The sequence below is a fragment of the Ferdinandcohnia salidurans genome (genome assembly GCF_042680725.1).
Lineage (GTDB): Bacteria > Bacillota > Bacilli > Bacillales > Bacillaceae_L > Ferdinandcohnia > Ferdinandcohnia salidurans.
This window is the reverse complement of the sequence record NZ_JBHUEK010000005.1, coordinates 60455-83362: the sequence shown is the minus strand read 5'-3', so window position 1 is coordinate 83362 and position 22908 is coordinate 60455. Positions and strand designations below refer to the sequence as shown.

24 protein-coding genes are annotated in these 22908 nt (G+C 37.7%); 6 read left to right on the top strand and 18 right to left on the bottom strand.

Annotated features, from left to right (window positions below):
* Positions 1-80: 80 nt before the first annotated feature.
* On the bottom strand, positions 81-1799 hold the full coding sequence (gene acsA, locus ACFSFW_RS02850; RefSeq protein WP_388035025.1) for an acetate--CoA ligase: 1719 nt from the start codon (positions 1797-1799) through the stop codon (positions 81-83).
* Between the two features lie 194 nt (positions 1800-1993).
* Between acsA and ACFSFW_RS02845 the strand changes: the two genes are divergently transcribed.
* Genes ACFSFW_RS02845 through ACFSFW_RS02835 form a run of 3 tightly spaced genes read left to right on the top strand, consistent with a single transcriptional unit; the run spans position 1994 to position 4448 of the window.
* On the top strand, positions 1994-2626 hold the full coding sequence (locus tag ACFSFW_RS02845) for a GNAT family N-acetyltransferase (RefSeq protein WP_388035022.1): 633 nt from the start codon (positions 1994-1996) through the stop codon (positions 2624-2626).
* Between the two features lie 20 nt (positions 2627-2646).
* On the top strand, positions 2647-3294 hold the full coding sequence (locus ACFSFW_RS02840) for an acetoin utilization AcuB family protein (RefSeq protein WP_304219228.1): 648 nt from the start codon (positions 2647-2649) through the stop codon (positions 3292-3294).
* Entirely contained in the window at positions 3291-4448 is a 1158-nt protein-coding gene (locus tag ACFSFW_RS02835; RefSeq protein WP_388035019.1) for an acetoin utilization protein AcuC, read from the top strand. The genes ACFSFW_RS02840 and ACFSFW_RS02835 overlap by 4 nt, the downstream gene beginning before the upstream one ends.
* A 30-nt stretch (positions 4449-4478) precedes the next feature.
* Here ACFSFW_RS02835 and ccpA read toward each other — a convergent pair whose 3' ends face one another.
* The 5 genes from ccpA to ACFSFW_RS02810 form a co-directional block, all read right to left on the bottom strand.
* Complete coding sequence (ccpA, locus tag ACFSFW_RS02830) at positions 4479-5480, bottom strand: catabolite control protein A (protein ID WP_388035016.1); 1002 nt, start codon at positions 5478-5480, stop codon at positions 4479-4481.
* 212 nt (positions 5481-5692) lie between these two features.
* Positions 5693-6769 (bottom strand): bifunctional 3-deoxy-7-phosphoheptulonate synthase/chorismate mutase, encoded by a 1077-nt coding sequence (locus ACFSFW_RS02825; RefSeq protein WP_388035013.1) that lies wholly within the window; start codon positions 6767-6769, stop codon positions 5693-5695.
* Positions 6770-7036: 267 nt separating this feature from the next.
* On the bottom strand, positions 7037-7363 hold the full coding sequence (gene ytxJ, locus ACFSFW_RS02820) for a bacillithiol system redox-active protein YtxJ (RefSeq protein WP_304219234.1): 327 nt from the start codon (positions 7361-7363) through the stop codon (positions 7037-7039).
* Positions 7364-7382: 19 nt separating this feature from the next.
* The gene (locus ACFSFW_RS02815; protein ID WP_388035009.1) at positions 7383-7781 is read right to left on the bottom strand and encodes a YtxH domain-containing protein; all 399 of its coding nucleotides are present in this window, start codon (positions 7779-7781) and stop codon (positions 7383-7385) included.
* A complete protein-coding gene (locus tag ACFSFW_RS02810) occupies positions 7781-8233 on the bottom strand; it encodes a DUF948 domain-containing protein (protein ID WP_099351955.1) in 453 nt (150 codons plus the stop codon). Before ACFSFW_RS02810 ends, ACFSFW_RS02815 begins: the two co-directional genes overlap by 1 nt.
* A 196-nt stretch (positions 8234-8429) precedes the next feature.
* On the opposite strand from ACFSFW_RS02810, the gene ACFSFW_RS02805 reads away from it, so the two are divergent.
* The gene (locus ACFSFW_RS02805) at positions 8430-9545 is read left to right on the top strand and encodes an aminopeptidase (RefSeq protein WP_388035006.1); all 1116 of its coding nucleotides are present in this window, start codon (positions 8430-8432) and stop codon (positions 9543-9545) included.
* Between the two features lie 46 nt (positions 9546-9591).
* Here ACFSFW_RS02805 and murC read toward each other — a convergent pair whose 3' ends face one another.
* From murC to ACFSFW_RS02770, 7 genes are all read right to left on the bottom strand, one after another.
* Positions 9592-10890 carry a UDP-N-acetylmuramate--L-alanine ligase gene (gene murC / locus ACFSFW_RS02800; RefSeq protein WP_304219242.1) on the bottom strand — a complete coding sequence of 433 codons (1299 nt, stop codon included), beginning with the start codon at positions 10888-10890 and terminating at the stop codon, positions 9592-9594.
* Positions 10891-11256: 366 nt separating this feature from the next.
* Positions 11257-13947: a DNA translocase FtsK gene (locus ACFSFW_RS02795; protein ID WP_388035004.1), complete on the bottom strand. Its 2691-nt coding sequence runs from the start codon at positions 13945-13947 to the stop codon at positions 11257-11259.
* 85 nt (positions 13948-14032) lie between these two features.
* On the bottom strand, positions 14033-14830 hold the full coding sequence (locus ACFSFW_RS02790; protein WP_388035032.1) for a DUF1444 domain-containing protein: 798 nt from the start codon (positions 14828-14830) through the stop codon (positions 14033-14035).
* Positions 14831-14882: 52 nt separating this feature from the next.
* Positions 14883-15197 carry a thioredoxin family protein gene (locus ACFSFW_RS02785; protein ID WP_099362207.1) on the bottom strand — a complete coding sequence of 105 codons (315 nt, stop codon included), beginning with the start codon at positions 15195-15197 and terminating at the stop codon, positions 14883-14885.
* 91 nt (positions 15198-15288) lie between these two features.
* The gene (locus ACFSFW_RS02780) at positions 15289-15786 is read right to left on the bottom strand and encodes a hypothetical protein (RefSeq protein WP_304219246.1); all 498 of its coding nucleotides are present in this window, start codon (positions 15784-15786) and stop codon (positions 15289-15291) included.
* 111 nt (positions 15787-15897) lie between these two features.
* Positions 15898-16431, bottom strand: a complete 534-nt coding sequence (locus ACFSFW_RS02775; RefSeq protein WP_388035001.1) for a DUF84 family protein — start codon at positions 16429-16431, stop codon at positions 15898-15900.
* Positions 16432-16504: 73 nt separating this feature from the next.
* A complete protein-coding gene (locus ACFSFW_RS02770) occupies positions 16505-17584 on the bottom strand; it encodes a M42 family metallopeptidase (protein WP_388034998.1) in 1080 nt (359 codons plus the stop codon).
* A gap of 167 nt (positions 17585-17751) precedes the next feature.
* Between ACFSFW_RS02770 and ACFSFW_RS02765 the strand changes: the two genes are divergently transcribed.
* On the top strand, positions 17752-18060 hold the full coding sequence (locus ACFSFW_RS02765) for a PepSY domain-containing protein (protein WP_099362211.1): 309 nt from the start codon (positions 17752-17754) through the stop codon (positions 18058-18060).
* A 44-nt stretch (positions 18061-18104) separates the two neighbouring features.
* Here the strand turns inward: ACFSFW_RS02765 and ACFSFW_RS02760 are convergent, their stop codons facing one another.
* Both ACFSFW_RS02760 and trmB read right to left on the bottom strand, forming a co-directional pair.
* On the bottom strand, positions 18105-18950 hold the full coding sequence (locus ACFSFW_RS02760; RefSeq protein WP_388034995.1) for a YtnP family quorum-quenching lactonase: 846 nt from the start codon (positions 18948-18950) through the stop codon (positions 18105-18107).
* A 126-nt stretch (positions 18951-19076) separates the two neighbouring features.
* Positions 19077-19721: a tRNA (guanosine(46)-N7)-methyltransferase TrmB gene (trmB, locus tag ACFSFW_RS02755; RefSeq protein ID WP_304219301.1), complete on the bottom strand. Its 645-nt coding sequence runs from the start codon at positions 19719-19721 to the stop codon at positions 19077-19079.
* A gap of 197 nt (positions 19722-19918) precedes the next feature.
* On the opposite strand from trmB, the gene ACFSFW_RS02750 reads away from it, so the two are divergent.
* Positions 19919-20197 carry a YtzH-like family protein gene (locus tag ACFSFW_RS02750; RefSeq protein ID WP_099351945.1) on the top strand — a complete coding sequence of 93 codons (279 nt, stop codon included), beginning with the start codon at positions 19919-19921 and terminating at the stop codon, positions 20195-20197.
* On the opposite strand, the gene ACFSFW_RS02745 is transcribed toward ACFSFW_RS02750, so the two are convergent.
* The 3 genes from ACFSFW_RS02745 to ACFSFW_RS02735 form a co-directional block, all read right to left on the bottom strand.
* The gene (locus tag ACFSFW_RS02745) at positions 20192-20980 is read right to left on the bottom strand and encodes a phosphotransferase family protein (RefSeq protein WP_257215714.1); all 789 of its coding nucleotides are present in this window, start codon (positions 20978-20980) and stop codon (positions 20192-20194) included. The two genes, ACFSFW_RS02750 and ACFSFW_RS02745, sit on opposite strands and share 6 nt — an antisense overlap.
* Positions 20981-21157: 177 nt before the next feature.
* Positions 21158-22093 carry a diacylglycerol/lipid kinase family protein gene (locus ACFSFW_RS02740; RefSeq protein ID WP_388034991.1) on the bottom strand — a complete coding sequence of 312 codons (936 nt, stop codon included), beginning with the start codon at positions 22091-22093 and terminating at the stop codon, positions 21158-21160.
* Positions 22094-22185: 92 nt separating this feature from the next.
* Positions 22186-22905 (bottom strand): NERD domain-containing protein, encoded by a 720-nt coding sequence (locus ACFSFW_RS02735; RefSeq protein WP_304219258.1) that lies wholly within the window; start codon positions 22903-22905, stop codon positions 22186-22188.
* Positions 22906-22908: the final 3 nt, after the last annotated feature.

Sequence of the window (22908 nt, the reverse complement as noted above, 5' to 3'; positions counted from 1 at the left end):
AATTTTACTCGTCGTAAAATTTCACCGGCTTTTTCATCTAAGAGCTAGGTTTTGTCCCAGCCTCTTTTTCTGTTAACATTTTAATCTTCCATTGTAGAAAGGTCGCCTGTTGGTAAATCAAGCTCCCATGCCTTAAGAACACGTCTCATGATTTTTCCACTACGAGTTTTTGGAAGCTTATCCTTAAACTCAATTTCACGAGGAGCAGCATGTGCCGCTAATCCTTTTTTCACAAAATCTCTTATTTCTTCTTTTAACTCATCTGTCGCTTGATAGCCATCAACGAGTGCCACGAAGGCTTTAATGATTTCCCCTCTGACAGGGTCAGGCTTTCCGATAACACCGGCTTCTGCAATTGCAGGATGTTCAACAAGCTTACTTTCAACCTCAAATGGTCCTACGCGCTCACCAGAGGTCATGATTACGTCATCGACACGACCTTGGAACCAGAAGTACCCATCTTCATCCATATATGCTGAATCCCCTGATACATACCAATCACCAGGCATAAAATAGGACTCATATTTTGCGGGATTATTCCAAATTTGATACATCATTGATGGCCATCCCTTTTTAACAGCGAGGTTGCCCATACGATTTGGGGGTAATTCATTACCTTGGTCGTCGACAATGGCAGCCTTAATGCCAGGGAATGGTTTACCCATAGAACCTGGTTTGATTTCCATGCAAGGGTAATTACTAATAAGCTGTGCACCCGTTTCTGTCATCCACCAGTTATCATGGATTCGTAAGTTGAATACCTTTACTCCCCAACGAACAACTTCAGGGTTAAGTGGCTCTCCAACACTTAATACATGGCGCAATGTACTTAAATCAAATTGTTTTACAAGTTCATCACCAGCGCCCATTAGCATTCTAAATGCAGTTGGAGCACTATACCAAACGGTAACTCCAAAATCTTCAATGGTTTGGTACCAATTTTCCGGTCTAAAACGTCCTCCTACAATGACGTTTGAAGCTCCGTTAAGCCAAGGACCAAAAATGCCGTAAGAAGTACCTGTTACCCAACCTGGGTCAGCTGTGCACCAGTAGATGTCATCTTCTTGTAAGTCGAGAATCCATTTTGCAGTTTGGTATTGTTGAATCATAGCATTATGAACATGCAAGACTCCCTTTGGTTTACCTGTTGAACCAGAAGTATAGTGTAAGAGCATGCCATCCGTTCTTTCAACCCATTCAATTTGCAGCTCTTTACTTGCTGTTTTTAACCGGCCAAGAAAATCGATAAATGGGCCATCCTCAGTCACATTTTCACCAACGAGGACAACATGCTTTAATGCAGGAAGATCATTAAATGGGATTCGATCCACTAATTCTGGAGTTGTGACAATTACCTTTGCTTCACTATCTTCTAAGCGATCGCGTACTGCTCCTTCCATAAACGCTTCAAACAGTGGACCCACGATTGCCCCTAATTTAATAGCCCCTAGTACTGTAAAATACAATTCGGGAGAACGTGGCATAAATACAAATACCCGGTCACCTTTTTCCACATCTGCTGCTTGTTTTAACACGTTAGCCGCACGGTTCGTATATTCTTTCATTTCTTTAAATGTATATTTCTCATCACGTGATGGATCACGATAATATAGGGCAATTTTATTTTTCCTTACACCTTCCGCATGACGGTCGATTGCTTCATAAGCAATATTAACCCTGCCTGTTTCTGACCAAGAAAAACTTTTTTCTACCTCCGCCCAATCAAAATTCGCATATGCTTCATCATAATCTGTTAAATTATAATTGCCTTTAGTTGCTGGTAGCGCTTCCACTTTCACTATACATTTCCCCTTTATGTAAGTTATTTACTATTCTATTATAAAATAAAACTCGTCTTTTCTCAATTTTTTAAATTTTGTTTATATATTATTTTTCTGTAAAATTGTATAATTAGTGTGATAGAGGCTGAAAACGCTTCATTTTTACTAGATTCCTGTATAATGATATTGACGTTACGAATGGTGGTGACATTGTGGAGCATAAGAAAACTTATAACGCAAAGGAACTTAAAACCCCTCATGGTACGCTCATTATTGAAGGTCCCATAACTGGTGAAGCCCTAGCAAGCTATGAATTTCACGAGGACTTAGTAGCTTTTCGTCCTCCAAATCAGCAGCATAAAGCATTGATTGAAATTGCTGACCTACCTGAAGGAAGAATTATTATCGCAAGAGAGCATAACACCATTGTAGGGTATGTTACATACCTTTACCCAGACCCACTTGAACGCTGGTCTGAGGGAAAAATAGAAAATTTAATAGAATTAGGAGCAATCGAAGTTATTCCAAAATTTCGCGGCAGTCGAGTTGGAAAGAATCTTTTAATTGTTTCTATGATGGATGATGCTATGGAAGACTACCTCATCATTACTACTGAATATTATTGGCATTGGGATTTAAAAGGAACAGGCCTGAATGTTTGGGAGTATCGTAAGGTAATGGAAAAAATGATGAGTGCAGGCGGGCTTGAATGGTTTGCAACAGATGACCCTGAAATTAGTTCACACCCTGCCAACTGTTTAATGGCTCGAATTGGCAAACGAGTAAATCAGGATACGATAGAAAGATTTGACCGACTACGCTTTATGAATCGATTCATGTATTAAGTGAGTAAGGGGGGATTCGCATGATTGTCGAAGAAATTATGAAGAAAAATGTCATTACTTTATCAGCTGATGACTCCATCTCAACAGCGATTAAAATAATGGACGAGAAAAAAATTCGTCATATACCTGTGGTAGATAAAAATCAACACGTGATTGGGCTAATTAGTGACCGTGATATTCGTGATGCAAAGCCTTCAATCCTAGACTATACGAACAATGAAAAAACACTAGATTCACCAATTAAGGACATTATGGTAAAAGAAGTAATAACCGGACATCCGCTTGACTTTGTTGAGGAGATTTCTGCTGTTTTTTTCCAGTATCGGATTGGCTGTCTCCCGATTGAATCGAATGGAAAATTAGTTGGAATCATCACTGAGACAGATTTACTTCATACCTTTGCACAACTAACCGGTGCAAACCAACCAGGTTCACAACTCGAAATTAAGGTACATAATCGTGCAGGAACTCTCGCAGACGTTGTCAATGTCATTAAAAATCATAATGTAAATATTCATAGTGTTCTTGTTTACCCTGACAAGGAGGACACGCAATATAAAATCATTGTATTACGAGTTCAAACAATGAATCCAAATAAGATCATTACTAATCTAATTGATAATGGCTACACTGTACTGTGGCCAACCATTCCAGGGCCACAATTATGACGAAAGAATCTGTCTTTGTCTATTCGGACGAATTATTAAAATATCGATTTAGTAATGATCATCCCTTTAATCAAACGAGGGTAAAGCTTACATATGACCTACTCAAAAGTTTGAACTTGTTAGATGAATCGGAAATTATTCCACCTAGAATAGCGTCAGATGAAGAATTAGAGCTTGTCCATGACCCTAAATTTATAGAAGCTGTTAAGTTAGCAGGGGAAGGTAAACTCCCTAAAGAAACAGGATATAGCTATGGAATCGGTACGGAAGATACCCCTATTTTTCCCGGAATGCATGAGGCTAGTGCATTATTAGTTGGCGCTACCCTATCGGCGGTTGACCATGTAATGTCAGGGAAATCGAAACACGCCCTTAATTTAGGTGGCGGACTCCACCATGGATTCCGTGGGAAGGCCTCTGGATTTTGTGTCTACAATGATAGTTCAGTTGCGATTCGTTATTTGCAAAAGAAATATAATGTAAAGGTACTTTATGTAGATACAGATGCACATCACGGGGATGGTGTGCAGTGGACATTTTATGATGATCCAACTGTTTGTACACTTTCAATTCATGAAACAGGACGATATCTATTTCCTGGGACAGGAAATGTAACTGAGAGGGGCTCTGGCAAGGGCTATGGCTATACCTTTAATATTCCACTAGATGCATTCACTGAGGACGATTCATGGTTACATGCCTACACGACCGCTTTTACAGAAGTAACTGAGTTTTTCAAACCAGATGTCATTTTTACGCAAAACGGTGTCGATTCGCATTATTATGATCCATTAACCCATTTGTCCGCAACAATGAAAATCTATCGTGAAATTCCAAAACTTGCTCATCAGCTTGCTCATCAGTATTGTGATGGCCGCTGGATTGCAGTAGGCGGAGGCGGATATGACATATGGAGAGTCGTTCCTAGAGCATGGTCTTTGATTTGGCTCGAAATGATCGAAAAATCAAATATAAATGGCGCACTTCCTGTCGAATGGATCAATCAATGGCAACCAAAAGCAAAACTTACTCTTCCAGCTTATTGGGACGATGAGCCTACTATATATCCACCCATTCCTAGAAGAGCAGAAATTGAGGAAAAAAATGCACTTACCGTTACAAAAACGCTTTACCCAATACGGAATAATAAATAAAAAAACACGGCCTCAAGCCGTGTTTTTTAACTATTCTTTTGTTGAATGTCTAAATTCAATACGGTGTGGCAATGTCACGATTTGTTCTTCAACATTTTCCTTGTTCATGAACTTAGTTAAAAGTCTCATCGCCACAGCTCCGATATCATACATCGGTTGAACAACTGATGTAAGCTGCGGACGCACCATGAGTGCTAATCGAGTATTATCAAAGCTTATAACTTCGAAATCATTAGGAATCGAATACCCTAAATCCTGTGCACTATGGATTACACCTAATGCCATTTCATCTGTACCTACAAATACAGCAGTTGGCTTATCTGCTAATTCATGGATTCTCTCAAAACCTTCAATACCAGAATCGTATGTGTAATCACCTTCGATTACAAGTTCTTCGTTGTAAGAGAGTCCTGCATCCTCAATAGCTCGTTTATAACCATTTAATTTTTTTTCACCATTAATTGGTTCATTTAATGGACCAGTAACAAACGCGATTTTCTTATGACCTTTATTAGCAAATTCTGTTACTGCGTCATATGCAGCCTGTTCGACATCGATTGTTACGGCTGGGACCGTATTTGTGCTCTCCACTGAGGCAGCTAATACAATCGGAACAGGAGACTTTTCAAATTCCTCGACATGTTCTTCCGTAATATTTCCGCTCATAAAGACAATACCGTCCACTTGCTTTCCAAGCATTGTATTTAATAGGTGGAATTCTTTATCCTTATTTTGGTCAGAGTTACTTAGGATAATATTGTACTTATACATCGTCGCAATATCTTCAATTCCACGTGCGAGCTCTGAATAAAAGATATTTGAGATATCTGGAATGATTACTCCAACTGTTGTCGTTTTTTTACTAGCTAGTCCACGAGCCACAGCATTTGGGCGATAGCCTAATCGATCAATTGCTTCTTGTACTTTCTTTCGAGTTGTTGGTTTTACATTTGGGTTACCATTTACAACACGCGATACGGTTGCCATGGAGACATTGGCTTCCCTCGCTACATCATAGATTGTCACATTCATTGACAGCACTCCTTATTTCAAGTTACCACTTATATGTTAGTATTAACTTTTTTATTCAAACAAATGTCATGTTTGCTTATTTTATCTAATAATCATACGATACTTGCACCGCAAGGGCAATTACTTTGTGCAATTCTTAACAAATTCGTTAAAAATATCGGAAAAAGCTCGAAAAAACCTCCTACTTTTACAGTAGGAGGTCTTGATGAAAATTATACACGAACGGCTTGAGTTGCCTTAAGTTCTGTAATCCATTTTTCAAATTGATCAAAATCCATTTGCTGTGCTGAGTCTGATAGAGCAATTGCTGGATCTGGATGTACCTCCGCCATGACACCATCTGCTCCAATTGCAAGAGCTGCTTTTGCACATGGCAATAATAAATCACGACGTCCAGTTGAATGTGTTACGTCAACAAATACTGGTAAGTGTGTTTCTTGTTTTAAGATAGGAACTGCAGAAATATCTAGTGTATTACGAGTAGCTTTTTCGTAAGTACGGATACCTCTTTCACAAAGAATGATTTGGTCATTTCCTTGAGATATGATATATTCTGCTGCATTTACGAATTCATCAAGTGTTGCAGCCAATCCGCGTTTTAATAATACAGGTTTTTTAACAGAACCCGCTGCTTTTAATAATTCGAAGTTCTGCATGTTACGAGCACCGATTTGGATAACATCGATGTATTCACAAGCAACTTCAATATCTGCTGGGTTTACAATTTCACTGATAACAGCCATGTTTGTTTCATCAGCAACGCGTTTTAAGATTTTTAATCCTTCTAGTCCTAATCCCTGGAAGTCATAAGGAGAGGTTCTAGGCTTGAATGCGCCGCCACGAAGTAGGCGTAAACCATATTTCTTTGCTTCTGCAGCTACTGCAGCTGTTTGCTCATAACTTTCAACCGCACATGGTCCAACGATGAATTGTTGTGAGCCATCACCAATTTTAACACCTTTTACATCAACAATTGTATCTTCTGGTTTTTTCTTACGTGAAACAAGGAGAGCTTTGCGATGATCGTCTTCTTGAATCTCAAGACCTGCCTTGAAAATTTCTTTGAAGATATGTTGTACAGTTGATGTTTCGAAAGGTCCCTCATTATGCTCTAAAATGTTATTTAACATTTTTCTTTCGCGTACTGGATCGTATCGGTTAACACCTTGTGCTTCTTTTACTTTTCCAATTTCTTGTACTAATTTCCCGCGTTCACTAATAAGTTTAAGAATTTCAAGATTAATTTCTTCTACTCTGTCGCGAAGGTTATCTAGTTCTACTTTACTCATCTCACTCTTCCTTTCTCCACCCAGTTATTATCGCAATCTAATCAAAAATCTGATATATTTCTAGTAATTAGAATTCATTATAAACGATAAAAATCAATATGTCACTAAAAACTTTATTACCCAAACGCTTTTAAGCAATAAAGTATATTATGATAAAATCGATTGATCGGTGATTACAAAAATAAAATAGTTAAACAATTCTTTCATTTATACAATTGTATCGTATTAGAAAGAAAAGTCCATGGTTTTTTAGCCATGGACTTTTCTTTATTCACCAGCAGCGACCAATGCTTCTTTCGTTATACTTCTATGAGAGGCATTCCATTTTACCTTGCCATCTTCAAAAAGAAGAGCCTGTGGTGATTCATGTTTAATTTCAAAGTTCTCTGCAATGTGGTTTGAGAGTTCTTTTGCTTCTTGAACATATAGATAGTAGCTTGGTACATTTTCATGTTCTGACACAAATTGTTCATACTCATCAAAAGCTGCTTTACTAATCGGACAAGTAAGACTGTGCTTAATAAAAATAAATTTATTTTCCTTTTCTAGGACTTGGTTAAATTCTTCGATTGTTTCAATTTTTGCCTTCCCCATCTTTACATCTCCCTATTTATTAGTAGTTAGTAGTTTGTGTATTATTTTCTGCGTCGTCTAAGGCTTGCTTCGCTTCAGCAAGCTTTTCCTGGAACAGTTGAGCACTTCCAGCTGAATCCTGATTTGTTTCTTCTATCGCTGACTCTACTACTGATTCATTATTCTCAAGTTCAACTTCAGGCTCAATTTGCCCGGTAGGAGGTTTAAAGTCTTTTACTTTTGTTAAAATCTGATTGGACTGCTCAGAAATTGTTTTAGAAAGTGAATTTGTTTTTTCCTTTACAACAGAAGCTTGATCATTTATCTGCCTACGGAATTCTTGTCCTGTTTTTGGCGCTAGAAATAATGCTGTTGCTGCGCCAACAGCTGCACCTACAATTGTTCCTAAGATAAAATTTGAACCACTATTTTTTCCCATTATAATCCCCTTTCTTCATTCGAAATTGGTTTGTCATGCTTTTGTTTCTTATCTTTCCATTTATCCCAAATCTCTATTACAGCATTCCCCACTTGGACAACCTGTGAGATTTTGGTTTTATTTTTCTCTAACTGTACTGCTACCTCTTCTGTCACATTTCCAACTGATTTATTGAAGCGTTGTAAAGAAGTTCCGACGTCTTTAACAGCATCAACAACTGTATTCAAACTCTCGGACTTCTGCTGAATATCTTCTGCAAGCTTATTTGTTTTATGCAAGAGTTCTGTCGTTTCACTTGTAACACCCTCCATCTGTTTCTCTAATCCAGATAAGGTACTTGCTACATTATCCAATGTTACTTGAAGGGAACGTAATGTCCTTGAGAGATAAATAACCAAAATTAAAAAAGCTACTGCAATTACTGCAACACTTATGTATACGATAAGAATCATTCGTGATGCACCTCCTTCTATCTTTGTTACCCGATTTTACCGATATCAAACATACTATCCCCATTGTTTAACTTTCGACAAAAATCATTGAAGTCCTCCAAGGAATTTATAAGCAATCGATTTTAATAAACAATTTCCTTTTTTTCGGTTACAATAGGAATGTACATAAGCAAAATTGAATTTGGAGGCAATTAATATGAAAGATCCACGTATTGAAACACTCGCTCGTAATTTAATTAATTATTCTGTACGCCTCAGGGAAGGTGAAAAAGTACTCATCGAGAACTTCGGCTTGCAGCGTGAGCTCGTGGTTGCGCTTATTAATGAAGCATATAAAGCTGGTGGATATCCGTTTGTATCATTAAAAGACCACCAAGTAGATCGTGCTCTTTTACTAGGTGCTCAGGAAAAGCAGTTTGAAATGAAAGCCGATTTCGAAGCAAACGTTATGAGCAAAATGGATGCCTATATAGGCTTACGTTCTGGTGATAACATTAATGAGTTTGCAGATGTACCGGATGACAAAATGAAAATAGAAGGAAATACAGTTGGCAAAAAAGTACATCGTGAAATACGTGTACCAAAAACAAAATGGGTAGTGCTGCGTTATCCAAATTCTTCGATGGCTCAACTAGCGAAGATGAGTACAGAAGCATTTGAAGATTTTTATTTTAATGTGTGTAATCTTGATTACGGTAAAATGAGCAATGCGATGGATGCACTTGTTGAACTTATGGATAATACCGACAAGGTACGCATTACGGGTCCTGGTACCGACCTTACATTCTCCATCAAAGGCATTAAAGCAATTAAATGTGCAGGTGAAATGAATATCCCAGATGGTGAAGTATATACTGCTCCTGTTCGTGATTCTGTTAACGGTACTTTAACATATAATACGCCATCCCCATATCAAGGCTTCACATTTGAAAATGTATCACTTACTTTTAAAGATGGAAAAATTGTTGATGCTACATCGAACGATCCTGAGCGTATTAATAAAATTCTTGATACAGATGAAGGTGCACGTTTTATCGGTGAATTTGCAATTGGAGTAAATCCATACATTCAACATCCAATGCAAGACATTCTATTTGATGAAAAAATTGATGGCAGCTTCCATTTCACACCTGGACAGGCCTATGATGATGCATACAATGGAAACAACTCAAATATTCATTGGGATATGGTAAATATTCAACGCCCTGAATATGGCGGTGGCGAAATCTATTTTGATGATGTACTTATTCGTAAGGACGGCCGCTTCGTTATCCCTGAGCTTGAACCATTAAACCCAGAAAACCTAAAATAATTGAACTTAAAAAGACCTTTGCGACATGTTTCGCAAAGGTCTTTTTTTATACGACCGCCTTTTCGTAGGCATTTTGAAATTTTTGAATATCGCCGGCTCCCATAAAAATTAATACACTATTCTCATGTTTTTTAAGGATAGAAGTATTGTCTTCTTGGATTAACTCAGAACCTGGGATTTTCCCTTGTAGATCCCCAATGGAAAGCTCCCCTTTATTTTCACGGGCTGAACCGAAAATATCACATAGATAAACTTGATCCGCTTTTACTAAGCTTGCAGCAAAGTCATCCAAAAATGTCTGTGTTCTTGTAAATGTATGTGGTTGGAAAATCGCCACAATTTCACGATCAGGATATTTTTGCCTTGCAGCTTCAATTGTTGCATTGATCTCTGTTGGGTGATGTGCATAATCATCAATTAATATTTGATTTCCGACTCGTTTCTCAGAGAACCTACGCTTTACACCACCGAAGCTCAACAAACGCTCTTGAATAATGGACACATCAATATTCTCATAATGGCATAATGCAATTACTCCTAAAGCATTTAATACATTATGATTTCCGTATCCATTGATGGAAAAGCTTGCAAAAAAAGTATTTCTTACGAAAACATCAAAGGTGGAACCTTCTGTGTTTTTCTTGATATTTCGAGCTTGAAAATCATTTTCTTCTCCAATTCCATAAAACACAACAGGTACCTTCGCGTGGATACTTTGAAGGTATTCATCATCACCACAAGCAATGATTCCCTTCTTAACTTGCAAGGCCATTTCTTGAAAGGCATTGAACACATCTTCAACATTTGCAAAATAATCTGGATGGTCAAAATCAATATTCGTCATTATCGCGTAATCAGGGTGATAGCTTAAGAAATGACGTCTGTATTCGCATGCTTCAAAAACAAAGTTTTTATTATTCTCTGATCCCTTACCACTTCCATCCCCAATGAGGTAGGAAGTTGGTTCTGCTCCTTGCAGAACATGTGCAAGTAAGCCTGTTGTAGATGTTTTTCCATGGGAGCCTGTTACGGCAACGCTCGTATACTTTTTCATAAATTCACCTAGGAAACGGTGATAGCGAATAACAGGTAGCCCCATTTCGACCGCTTTTACTATTTCTTCATGAGTATCAGGGAAGGCATTCCCGGCAATAACCGTCAGACCTTCATGAATATTTTCCTTGTCAAAAGGTAAAATCTTTATTCCTCTTTGCTCTAAAGGCTTTTGTGTGAAATAAAATTTTTCATGGTCAGACCCTTGAACTTCATAATTCATGTCATGAAGTATCTGTGCCAATGAACTCATGCCAGTACCTTTGATTCCAACGAAGTGGTAAACTGTCATATAAAGAACCTCCAACAATGTCTATCTGTAAGACAGTATATGAAATTCATCTAATTTTGATAATTGTACCCATGATTTTGAGATAGGTGCTATTAAGGAAAATCAAATTTTATGTATATACAATCATCTCACATTTTTTCATTATAGCACTAATCAATGGTGAAGACCATTACGAAAAAATAACTAGAAATCAACAAGAAGTATGAAGTATGTCCTACGAAACCACAACATAAGTGGGATGAGTTATCCTTATTATGAACGTAGGACATTAGAATTAACCTGTTGTAGCACTGATTTTTCTATGATAGTGACTCATACATTTGATTCCTTTTACCTATAAAGGAAAAAGGGCGATAACAATAGTTATCAGCCCTCATATATATCAGCTAAATCCTCTTCAGTTATCAAAACTTCACGTGGCTTACTACCACGAGATTCAGAGATAATTCCTTGATCTTCCATCATATCAATTAGACGTGCTGCACGATTATATCCAATTCTAAAACGTCTTTGTACACTAGAGGTAGAAGCTCCCCCATGTTCAAGAACGAACTCACATGCCTCAAAAAAGAGCTCATCTTCTTCATTTGTGATTGAAGCTTTCTTTAGGAGCTCGTCCTGTTCAAACATATAGCTTGGCTTCATTTCTGATTTTACAAAATTTACAACTTCCTCGATTTCATCGTCTGTAACAAAGTTTCCTTGTACTCGAAATGGCTTTGAAGAACCATTCTCTAGGAAAAGCATATCTCCTCTTCCAAGCAGCTTCTCGGCCCCACTTGAGTCAATAATCGTTCTTGAATCAACCTGTGATGAAACAGAAAACGCGATTCGCGTTGGAATATTCGCTTTGATTAATCCTGTGATAACATCAACTGATGGGCGTTGAGTAGCAAGAATTAAATGGATTCCACAGGCTCTTGCTTTTTGGGCAATTCGGCAGATTGAGTCCTCTACATCCCCTGGCGCTACCATCATTAAATCAGCAAGCTCATCAATGATAATCACGAGATAAGGTAGTTTCCCGCTTTTCTCATCATGCTTTTTCACCATTTCATTATATCTACCAATATCACGAACACCGGTATGGGCAAATAATTCATATCTTCTTTCCATTTCTTCAACTGCCCACTTTAGAGAAGCTGTTGCCGCCTTTACATCCGTAATAACCGGGCTTACAAGATGTGGAATATGGTTATAAGGTGCCAATTCTACCATTTTGGGATCAATAAGTAGTAGCTTCACTTCATCCGGTGATGCTTTATATAACAAACTGACAAGCATTGCGTTAATACATACACTTTTACCCGAACCAGTCGCACCTGCGATAAGTCCATGTGGCATCTTTTGTAAATCCGTTACAATCGGCTTTCCAGAGATATCAAGACCCATTGCAACAGCTAATGGTGATTGATTTGTTAGGAATTCAGGAGTTTGTATGATTTCCTTTAATAGTACAGGCTTACTTTTTCTATTTGGTACTTCAATACCAATTGTATTTTTTCCAGGAATCGGTGCTTCGATCCGAATATCCTTGGCAGCCAAACTTAATTTAATGTCATCTGATAGATTTGTAATTTTATTTACTTTCACACCAGGCTCTGGGTGTACCTCAAATCTAGTAACAGCAGGGCCCTGTGTTACATTCACCACTTTTGCACGGACTTTAAAATTTCGTAGGGTCTCGTCTAAAATATTCTGCTGGTCAAGTAACCATTGACTGTCATCAGCTTGTTCGGCAGGAGGCGCATTTAAGAAAGAAAGCTCTGGGAAAGTATAGCCAGGTTGTTGAACTTCGTCTTCCTGATGTGTTTGTAATTCTTGCTGAATTGGTTGTTCCTGCTCTACTGACTGTTCACTTTGCCTAGTTTGTTCCTGTTCAACTGGTTGTTCATTTTGCCTTGGTGCTTCCTGCTCAACTGGTTGTTCATTTTGCCTTGGTGCTTCCTGTTCAACTAGTTGTTCATTTTGTCTTGGTGCTTCCTGTTGACTTTTTTGTACAATTGGATCGACAGGAGTTACTTGTGTTACTTTTTCTGGTTGCCTCTGTGACAATTTCTGTTTATCCTTTTTAAACATTAATACATTAAACGGTATATTGGATCGTCTCGGCTCTGTTCTAGTCTGTTCAGTTTTGTCTGAGTGTTCAACCTGTGTTTCAGTATTCTCAACAGTAGCTTCAGTTTCCTCCGCTTTAGGATCTTCTTGCATTTCGAGACTTTCAATCTGATCAACTGGCTCTTCTGTCACAATTTCTTCGGTATGTATCATTTCTTGCTCAACTAGTTTTGTTTCCTCAGGCGCATTTAATTCCTCCTCCACAACAATTTGTATTGGAGTTTCCTCATTAATAGACTCTTTGGCTTGTGGCTCAGTAGCAGCCGGTACTTCCTTAGTTACCTCTTCTTCACTTATTAATTGATTCGCAAAGCTTGCCACCTTTTGCTCTGTATCTTCTAAAGTAGTTGAAACTGTATACTGTTTTGGTTCAACTTGCTCCGTTAGTATGATTGTTGAAGCAACCTCTTCTTGTGCTTCTTTCCATGCCCTAGCAATCGATTCTGTATCTGCAATAGGCGTTGAAGGAAGTTCATACTCTACTATTTCTTGAGCTGTATCCTGAGCTATTTCCTGAGGCTTTGGTTTACCTAGACCAAATACCGGGGATGGTGTCTCGGAAGGTTGAAAGGGTTGTTTCTCTTGTAACTTTACAACGGTTTTAGGAGTTGAATTCCTAGTTGGTTGTGAGGTTCTTGTTTGTTGAGTTTGCTGAGCTTTTTGTGTTTGCTGTGTCTGCTGTTTTTGCTGTGTCTGTTTTTTCTGCTGTGCTCGCTGCGTTTGCTGTGTTCGCTGTGTTTGCCTGGTTTGTACCTTTTCCTTTTTTATTCTTGTTTTTTCTTGATCTGGTATGACCGGAAAACGAAAATTTCCCTTTGGGTATTCATATGTCACTCTTGCCTCAACAGGTTTGTTTTGTCTGATTTGAGTCGCTTTAATTTCAATTGGATCATCATCGTCCGTCTGTAAAAAATGTAGTAATCTTTTTATCCAATTCACAACTATCACTCTTCCATTTCAATTCTATTCCTTATTGTAACAAAAAAGCCGCTAGTTTTCCTAGCGACTTTTGGTAGAGTATGTTTTATTTTCTTGGGCGATTTTTCCCAAGAATAAAGATGGGCTCAAGTTTACCTTCTTCATAAATAAATGATAGAGCCGTAATGGGAACACGTCCACTCGCAAAGAAGCTCATTGTCATTTGAGCAAGGATATCATATCCCGTGTCATTTTGAACATCAACTATAATCAGTACATCCTGATGAGGGACAGCTACAGCCATTGTTCCTTTCATTTGTTGGCTCATTTTGTGTAAAAAGGCATCATTCAAGATACGACTTGCATCATATCCATCGTTTTTATTTATAAAATAAAAGGTATTGCCTGCAACTTCGTCAGTCTTGTATGAAACATCTAGGGACCGTAGATTAAATCTCGCTATTTCACGGATCCGTTCAAACTTCCAATTTTCTTTTTCAAGAAGTTTTTTATCTACCAAACGGTACGTTGTTCCTAAATCAAGGGCATAATAGATTCTTGTTTCTGCAGTATGGTCATCGTAGATAAGTTCTATTCCCTCATTCGATTCAGTAGGGAAAGAGGTTGAACGAATAACAGGATAAATGTTTTTTTCTTTACCCTCAAGCTCCAATTCACTATTCATGAAAGTCAAAGATTCTTCAATATAATAAATGACTTCATCAAGACTTCCGGGACCTTCTTCTTGATATTTCGCGACTATTCCAGGAAGTGTGACAGTCGTTCCTTTCTTCGTTTCCTTGTCCTCGATACGCAAGGTATCTTTCTCACGGTCAAAAGAAAACTGCCAATTATGATGGGATAGTTTATCTTGAATTATTTTCTTTACCTTTTTTGAATCCATTTTCCTATTATTTTTTGAGTCCATAATATCAATCTCCTCTCTCTACGTGATCTTAAGAGAGACCATTAATGAATTGTTCGATTTCTTCTTTCGTTTTACGGTCCTTACTTACAAAACGGCCCGTTTCCTTTCCGGCCTCATAAGCCACAAAGCTTGGTATACCAAAAACGTTTAGAGTCGCACATAAATCAATAAATTCGTCACGGTCTACATAGTAAAATGTATAGTCAGGATAAGAACTCTCTATTTCAGGTAAAAATGGATCGATAAAACGGCAGTCTGGACACCAATCCGCTGAAAACATTAGAATGTTCTTTCCGCTTTTAATTAATTCTTGATATTGGTCAATCGTTTCAAGTTTTTTCATGGGCTTTACCTCCAATTTCCGTATGAACTAATTATCATATATTCTTCACCTAAAAACAAATAAAAGCCCCTAACAGTGTAGGGGCTTAACTTCAATATTTCACGGAAGACACAATTTGCATCATCTCGGTTGCACTTTCAGAAATGTCGCTTACCTTCGTTTCTGTTGTCATTTTTATTCCGCCTATTCCCACAGTCACAAGGTAAAGCTTGTCCTCTATTTCAAAAACTTTTACATAGCCAAATCGTTCTTTATCTGTATAGGTTTTGTCAATTGCAAATTCCTTCGCATCAACAGAGTTATACAATACATCACTTGTACGTTCTTCATTAGGATTTACAAATAAAATAAATGTTTGGTTTCCGTTTTGAAGGATTACGTTATTTTCATCCTTCTTTTCTATCTCCATAGTAGATGGCATATAAAAGGAAACATCACCGTTTTCACTATTTGTCTTTTCAGGTTGAGCTTTAAACACATCTTCGACCGCTGCAACCGTTTCCTTTGATTCATCTTCAATCGATGCACAACCTGCCAAAAGTCCTACAAGCGATAGAAAAATGAAAACAAGGACTTTCCCTAGTTTCATATTCTCTCACCCCTTAAAAAGGTAGCTATTCTCTTTTTCTATAATAAACCTATTAATTTAACAGTTGCAAGAGTAATCTACAAATTTTAATCAATAAGAAATAAGTACCATTTATTTGTTACAATTATGACTTAATTTTCTTCTATATGCAAACTGGCCAATCAGAAGCTTTACGACATGCGTGAACATATCTTTTCGATTCACATACTGGTTCGTAAAAATACCGATTGCACCCTCAGCCTTGCGGATATCCTTTTGTTTTGTGAAATCCTCCATCACATCACCAAGTTCGATTCCCTTTTTTAATTCTCTAGCAATTTCACTTGGTAGTAGAATTCTTGCTCCACCTGCAATTATCGGGTCATTGTCTTTATCGACAATTGCGCCCCAATTACATAAAAACATTCCAAACTCGGTTTCAACGACCCCACCCTCTAAGCCAATTCCAATGTCTGTGCCTTCCTTTTCAAGAGCCGACTTTGCGCGATTAATTGCACCTTGAATGGTCTCCTCATCTGAAAAAGGTTGGGCTGACACACCCGAAGATACGGATGTTTGATGAAATTTTGCTTCAATGCCAGCAAATCCTTGTATAATCGCATCCACTTTTGCAGGATTTTTCGTACCAATTGCAATTTGTATCATTTTATTACCACCTCTTTATCAAAACGAATGCTCGGCATAAGCCGAGCACCTTTCATTTTTGCTACCTTTATTTTTACCCATTCTGACGAATGGATTCCACTGTTGTTCGATCAGAATTCTTTACAAGGGTAACAAGTAATTCTTTTGCAGCAGCATAGTCATCCACATGAATAATTGATGCATGTGTATGGATATAACGAGAACAAATCCCGATAACTGCTGATGGCACACCTTCATTTGAAAGATGAACTTGGCCAGCATCTGTTCCACCTTGAGAAACAAAATATTGGTATTTAATATTATTGGATTCTGCTGTGTCTAAAATAAATTCACGCATGCCACGGTGTGTAACCATTGTACGGTCAAATATTCGAAGTAAAGCACCATGTCCCAGTTTACCAAATGCACTCTTATCTCCAGACATATCATTAGCTGGGCTTGCATCTAGAGCGTAGAAAATATCAGGTTTAATCATTGTTGCAGACGTTCTTGCACCTCTTAAACCTACTTCTTCTTGTACAGTCGCACCAGAAAAAAGTGTATTTGGTAACTGGGTTCCCTGCAATTCCTTCAATAGCTCAATGGAAAGCCCACAGCCATAGCGGTTATCCCATGCTTTGGCTAAAATTTTCTTTTCGTTTGCCATTGGTGTAAATGGACAAATCGGAACTACCTGCTGACCAGGCTTAATTCCCAAGCGGATTGCATCTTCACGATCATCAGCACCAATATCAATTAACATATTTTTAATATCCATTGGTTTTTTTCGTTGGCTCTCTTCCAGTAAATGTGGAGGGATTGATCCAATAACCCCGATAACAGGACCATTGTCAGTAATCACCTGTACACGCTGCGCTAGAAGAACTTGGCTCCACCAGCCACCTAAAGTCTGGAAACGAAGCATCCCATTATCCGTGATCGAAGTGATCATGAATCCAACTTCGTCCATATGGCCAGCAACCATGACAGTTGGCCCATTAGCATCACCACGGCGTACTCCAAAAATACTACCTAATCCATCTTGTACAACCTCATCTGAGTATTTTTCAAGCTGTGAACGCATAAACTTTCTTACCTGGTGTTCATTCCCTGAAGCTCCAGGAAGCTCTGTTAACGTTTTAAAAAGCTCAAGTGTATCCTGTTTCAATGTCATTCTCCTTCCAGTATATAAAAGTCGTAACAAGTAGCAAAAATTTGATTCTATTATGTACATTATTTAGTATATCGAAATTGTTTTTTCGTTACCATAGCGAACATGGAGATTTTCATAAAAAGAAGTTATACTTATCACAAGGATTAAGTCCGTTTAGGAGGGATGAAATGAGCTGGAATAAGTTTTTTCTTGGTTTTGGTGTTGGATTTGCAAGTGCACTTCTTATTAAAGAAGCATTAAGTGATTCAACGATTCCCGGTGACAAAGCCTTAAAACTAGCCAAAGAAGCTTTCAAAAAGAATGGCCCAATAGATGGGTCTTGGATCCAAATGAATCCAGAGGACTACACAAAATCAGGCATTCACTATCAAGTATACAAAGGTGGCATCTCTCGGAAATTAAATCAAGAAAGCCACCAATACGAATTCGTAATGGATGCAAAAACAGGTTCCATATTAGAGGTTAACCCACTGTAAGTCAGATTAGCTTATAAGATTTTACTTCTTATAAGCTAATTTTTTTATTCTCGAATTCTTTTTAATGAATCAATCATTTCTCCAGATTGATTCCATTTAATTGCCCGATATAAAGCATCATGATAAAAAATATACCAAGCTTCTTTTGCAAGCCCTTCACCCATCCATTTTTGTTTTTGCTCAATCGATTTCATTGGGTAATCATCATAAGCCAACACCCACAGAACATTTTGATGGGCATGTGTCGGCATGATATCCGCCATATGTATTGCCTGTTCATTTTGGCTTTCTAACAAAATAATAGAATGACCATCACTATGACCGCCTGTATGTATCATCGTAATTCCAGGGACAACCTCAAGTTTGTCAGTAAACGTATTTACTTGATGTTCGATTGCTTCCCAATTATCTTTCCAGTATGTCGCTTTTGAGCGGATATTCGGATTTCGCATTTCTTCCCATTCCACATCTGACGCATAAATGATAGCGTTCTCAAAAGTCGGAACCAATTTTTCATTTTCCCATTTCGTAAGACCACATGCATGATCAAAATGAAGGTGAGTCATAAGGACGATATCAATATCGTTCGTTGTAAGTCCAAGTTCTGCTAAAGACTTATCAATAGAAGACTCCTCCAGAACCCCAAAATTCCGTTTCATCTTATCTGTCAGTTTTCCATTGCCAATTCCTGATTCAATTAAAATATTTTTTGAACCTGCCTTCACAAGGATTGGATCTGTTCGCAGTACAATTTGATTTTTTTCATTATGTGGATATCTTTTTGACCATAACGGCTTAGGCACAACACCAAACATTGCACCACCATCTAAATGTGTAACACCGCCATTTAACCAAGTAAGTGTAATATCACCAATAACAAGCTGTTCCATTCTTTCCCCACCCTTCACCAACGGTTATCCTCATTTTACCATTATTAAGAAAATTTATAAATCATCTTTCGGTAGAGTTAACAACATAAAAAACCCATAAACCATTGTTTATGGGAAGGGTTACGATTATTTAGGTTGATATCTGACCTCTGAACGATAAATTGGATGTCCCATTTCGGAAAATTTTTCTTCATACTCCGTCATGATATTATCTTCAAAATCTGATTTATGAAGGTCAAGACTTACAAATGTTAAAAGCAGACCGTATTCAGAAAAGCTTCTTAACGAATATTCGAATAACCCACGATTATCTGTTTTAAAATGAATTTCACCTTCGTTAACAAGGATATCCTCATACATTTGTAAAAATGTTTTGTAGGTTAAGCGACGTTTTTCATGACGTTTCTTTGGCCATGGATCACTAAAATTGAGATAAACGCGATCAACTTCTCCTTTTTCAAAAAATTCCCTAAGTTTATCTGCATTTTGATTCAATAATTTAAGATTTGGTATCTCTGCCTCAATCACACGGTCTAAAGCTGCGACTATGACACTTTCATATAATTCAATCCCAATATAGTTGATATTAGGATGAGCTTTTGCCATCTCTGTAACAAATCTGCCTTTACCTGTACCTACTTCTATATGAATCGGATTATCATTTCCAAAAACTTGATTCCAGTTCCCTTTATGTTCAACTGGATTCTCGATTACGTACTGTGGGTATGACGCTAATCTTTCCTTCGCCCACGGTTTATTGCGCAAACGCATGATTGCCACCTCATTTAAGTTGTATCGCACAAAAGAATAACATGTCCAACACTTTCGTGCAAGGCTTTGTTGGACGATTTTATGCCAAAAAACAACGTAAACCCACCGATTGGTGAGTTTCGTGTTTACGTCGTATAAAAATGGTCATTTCATGGAAATGTAGTATAGAGACAACATCAAAAAGGAAGTGTTCTAAAATGCCTCTAGATCATACACATCAAATGGATATTTTAAAGGATATATTATCAAATCATCAAATGGATTGCTGTGGTACAGTATCTGAATGTGAACAATTAGGAAGACTGATTCAATCCCTTCTGGCAAACCCAAATATTGACCAGAGTGTGAAACAGGTTTTAACAGACGTCTATTCCTATAGTCAACAAGGCCAATATACCCAGCATCTAGATAACCATATTGAATCACATCAAAATCAAATTAATCAATGGATTTCAGATATTGACCAGTACTCATAATAAATGCTCCAAATATTGCAGCCAATGAAGGATTTCCTTCTCCTTCTTTTTTACCTGGTACCAACCTAAAAGATGCAAAGATTGTGCAACCACATACCATTTCATACGCAGAAGCAGATTGTCTGTTAATTCCATTCCGTAGAGACTGATCCAATTTGGCCAGTCTTCTTTTTTTATATACCAATGTAAAAGCATACCAATATCAACTGCAGGATCTGCAATCATCGCTCCATCCCAGTCAATTAAGTAGAGCTCATTGCTATCTGATAATAACCAATTGTTATGATTGACATCAGAATGACAAACGACATTATGATCATGGTCCATATTCACAAGTTCTTGCTCTAAAAATGTGATGGCCTTGTTTACAATTTCAAACTTTAATAAGTCTGGATGCAATTTTCGTAATACATCGTCCAATACATCCTTGGCTTCTATAGGCTTTTTACCTATACGTCTAAGCATTTCTAATAGCTCATTGGACTGATGGATCTTTTTTAGTAATCCCGCCACATTTTCACCGTTCATCTCAGCAGGCTTCAATTCTCTGCCGCTGAGCCATTGCTGTGCTGTGACAACATCGCCATTCTCGAGACGCTTCGTCCAAATTAACTTCGGAACAATCCCTTCTGCAGAAAGAACCGCAAGAAACGGGGATGAATTTCGTTTAAGAAATATTTTTTTATCATTTAATTGGGCAAAATACGCGTCTCCCGTTGCACCACCCGCTGGGGAGTATTCCCACTCGTTGCCTAATACGTATGTAAGCCAGTTTATCTCCAATTTCAACACAACATTTCCTAATAAATATAAAATAAAAAAGACAGCTATTGAACGTACCATATAACAATAGCTATCTTACTAAATTTTAGCGTTGAATTACAATTAAAGTCAAGATAAAGAAACTTTTTCGCTATAAAAAATAGCAAAAATAACACAGGCAAATAGTACCAAAAAGGATTATTTGACCAAAAAGGGTATTTTTCGATGCTGAACTTCAACCTGAACAGGAGTTTGGCCAATGAATTCGCCATCCGCATGAACAAACATTTTCTCATCTGATTCAATACGAATAGTTACACCTTTATGCTGCACAATTTCCTTAAACTTGGTATGAGCTCCAAAGAAAACTGTCGCAAATACAAATAGGAGTTTGATTCTTGAAAGATGATGAACAACCGTAACATCAAAGAAACCATCTGTTGTCTTTGCCTGTGGTGCTATTTTCATTCCTCCTCCATAAAAAGGTTGATTTGAAACGGTCACAAACCACACATCTTCATAATGGAAGTCTTTCCCGTCAATGTTTACTGTAACGTTCGTAAGGTGATAGGTAAAAAGGAGACGAATCAGTGCACCGACGTATGCTAATGAGCCGAGATGTACCTTATTTAAATATTTCTTCATTTTCGATTCATTTGTTCGCTTCGCAACTGCAGCGTCAAAACCTGTGCCCAAGCTACTCACAAAATAGGAACTCTTTGTTTTCCCTTGAAGCTTGCATTTTCCGATATCAAACAATTTTCCTTTACCTAATTTATTGCGAATAATGAAGGAGAGTGCATCTAATGGAGATTTTGGCACCTTAAAACCTCTTGAAAAGTCATTTCCAGAGCCAGCTGGGATATACCCTACCTTAATCTCAGGATAATACACCATGCCATTCACGACTTCATTAATGGTTCCATCTCCACCAACAGCAATGACAGCCTCCACCTTATCTTCAAACATTGAACCGATTTGTCGCGCCAATTCACCGGCATGATTTGGGTATTTTGTAAAGAAAGAACGATAGTGGATTTTTTTCTGTTCTAATTCATGTTTAAGCTGGTTCCAGACTTTTAGTCCCTTACCGTTCCCAGCCTGTTTATTTACAATAAAAATCAATAGTTTCATAGTTTATCCTCAAAAGAATATGACATTCATGACTTAATAGTATTTTATATTTATAGAGATGACAATGAAAAAGGGTGCATTCTTTTGCACCCCTAATCCATTCTGCGCACACAAACAGTATGACAGTATTGTAGTAACGCATTGCCTGCTTTTAATTGCATATGTTTTAATGGCGAACTCATATTTCGCAACCCGGTAAACCACTCTTCATACTTTCTTTTTTCCACTAAATCCACATCAAATGGGGCAAGCGGAAAATCAATATAGCCCGTACGATTCAAAATCACTTTCCGAATTGGCAGCTCGATATCGTATAAAGAATAAATCGTACGAACGATACCATCCATCCGATCCAGTTCAATCATCGGTGATAACACTTTTTTATCACGTTGTCCTTTTCGTTCAATCCAAAACCTATCATTTGAGCCTATAAACACACTATTTTCGTCCCCTTCAAGAATTGAAATTAACCAAGTTGTCGTCGGGCTAATCATGATAATTTCCACTTCAACCGGTGCATTTTTCAACTTAAAAATGGGTCTATATAATACAAGATATGTGTCTGGAAATCGCTGAAGAAAGTATTTTAAATTATGATCCTTGTAAAATTCCTTATCTATATATGATTTTTCCCGAATCGTGGAACTTGCCCACTTCATTTGAAAATCAAAGATATGATCAAGAAAATGTTGCTTCTCTAACGTTGACTGTTCCCATTGTTTTCTCTTTTGCCGGATAAACTGGCCGGGATACCGAAACATATCAATCTCATACCTAGATATATAATCCTGCAATTTTATTAATTGTCCCAACTT

Excerpts from the sequence above, each read along its gene's own strand:
- ACFSFW_RS02840 (WP_304219228.1), top strand. The coding sequence starts at position 2,647 with ATGATTGTCGAAGAAATTATGAAGAAAAATGTCATTACTTTATCAGCT.
- ACFSFW_RS02835 (WP_388035019.1), top strand. The coding sequence starts at position 3,291 with ATGACGAAAGAATCTGTCTTTGTCTATTCGGACGAATTATTAAAATAT.
- ccpA (WP_388035016.1), bottom strand. The coding sequence starts at position 5,480 with ATGAATGTGACAATCTATGATGTAGCGAGGGAAGCCAATGTCTCCATG.
- ACFSFW_RS02825 (WP_388035013.1), bottom strand. The coding sequence starts at position 6,769 with ATGAGTAAAGTAGAACTAGATAACCTTCGCGACAGAGTAGAAGAAATT.
- ytxJ (WP_304219234.1), bottom strand. The coding sequence starts at position 7,363 with ATGGGGAAGGCAAAAATTGAAACAATCGAAGAATTTAACCAAGTCCTA.
- ACFSFW_RS02815 (WP_388035009.1), bottom strand. The coding sequence starts at position 7,781 with ATGGGAAAAAATAGTGGTTCAAATTTTATCTTAGGAACAATTGTAGGT.
- ACFSFW_RS02810 (WP_099351955.1), bottom strand. The coding sequence starts at position 8,233 with ATGATTCTTATCGTATACATAAGTGTTGCAGTAATTGCAGTAGCTTTT.
- ACFSFW_RS02805 (WP_388035006.1), top strand. The coding sequence starts at position 8,430 with ATGAAAGATCCACGTATTGAAACACTCGCTCGTAATTTAATTAATTAT.
- murC (WP_304219242.1), bottom strand. The coding sequence starts at position 10,890 with ATGACAGTTTACCACTTCGTTGGAATCAAAGGTACTGGCATGAGTTCA.
- ACFSFW_RS02790 (WP_388035032.1), bottom strand. The coding sequence starts at position 14,830 with ATGGATTCAAAAAAGGTAAAGAAAATAATTCAAGATAAACTATCCCAT.
- ACFSFW_RS02785 (WP_099362207.1), bottom strand. The coding sequence starts at position 15,197 with ATGAAAAAACTTGAAACGATTGACCAATATCAAGAATTAATTAAAAGC.
- ACFSFW_RS02780 (WP_304219246.1), bottom strand. The coding sequence starts at position 15,786 with ATGAAACTAGGGAAAGTCCTTGTTTTCATTTTTCTATCGCTTGTAGGA.
- ACFSFW_RS02775 (WP_388035001.1), bottom strand. The coding sequence starts at position 16,431 with ATGATACAAATTGCAATTGGTACGAAAAATCCTGCAAAAGTGGATGCG.
- ACFSFW_RS02770 (WP_388034998.1), bottom strand. The coding sequence starts at position 17,584 with ATGACATTGAAACAGGATACACTTGAGCTTTTTAAAACGTTAACAGAG.
- ACFSFW_RS02765 (WP_099362211.1), top strand. The coding sequence starts at position 17,752 with ATGAGCTGGAATAAGTTTTTTCTTGGTTTTGGTGTTGGATTTGCAAGT.
- ACFSFW_RS02760 (WP_388034995.1), bottom strand. The coding sequence starts at position 18,950 with ATGGAACAGCTTGTTATTGGTGATATTACACTTACTTGGTTAAATGGC.
- trmB (WP_304219301.1), bottom strand. The coding sequence starts at position 19,721 with ATGCGTTTGCGCAATAAACCGTGGGCGAAGGAAAGATTAGCGTCATAC.
- ACFSFW_RS02750 (WP_099351945.1), top strand. The coding sequence starts at position 19,919 with ATGCCTCTAGATCATACACATCAAATGGATATTTTAAAGGATATATTA.
- ACFSFW_RS02740 (WP_388034991.1), bottom strand. The coding sequence starts at position 22,093 with ATGAAACTATTGATTTTTATTGTAAATAAACAGGCTGGGAACGGTAAG.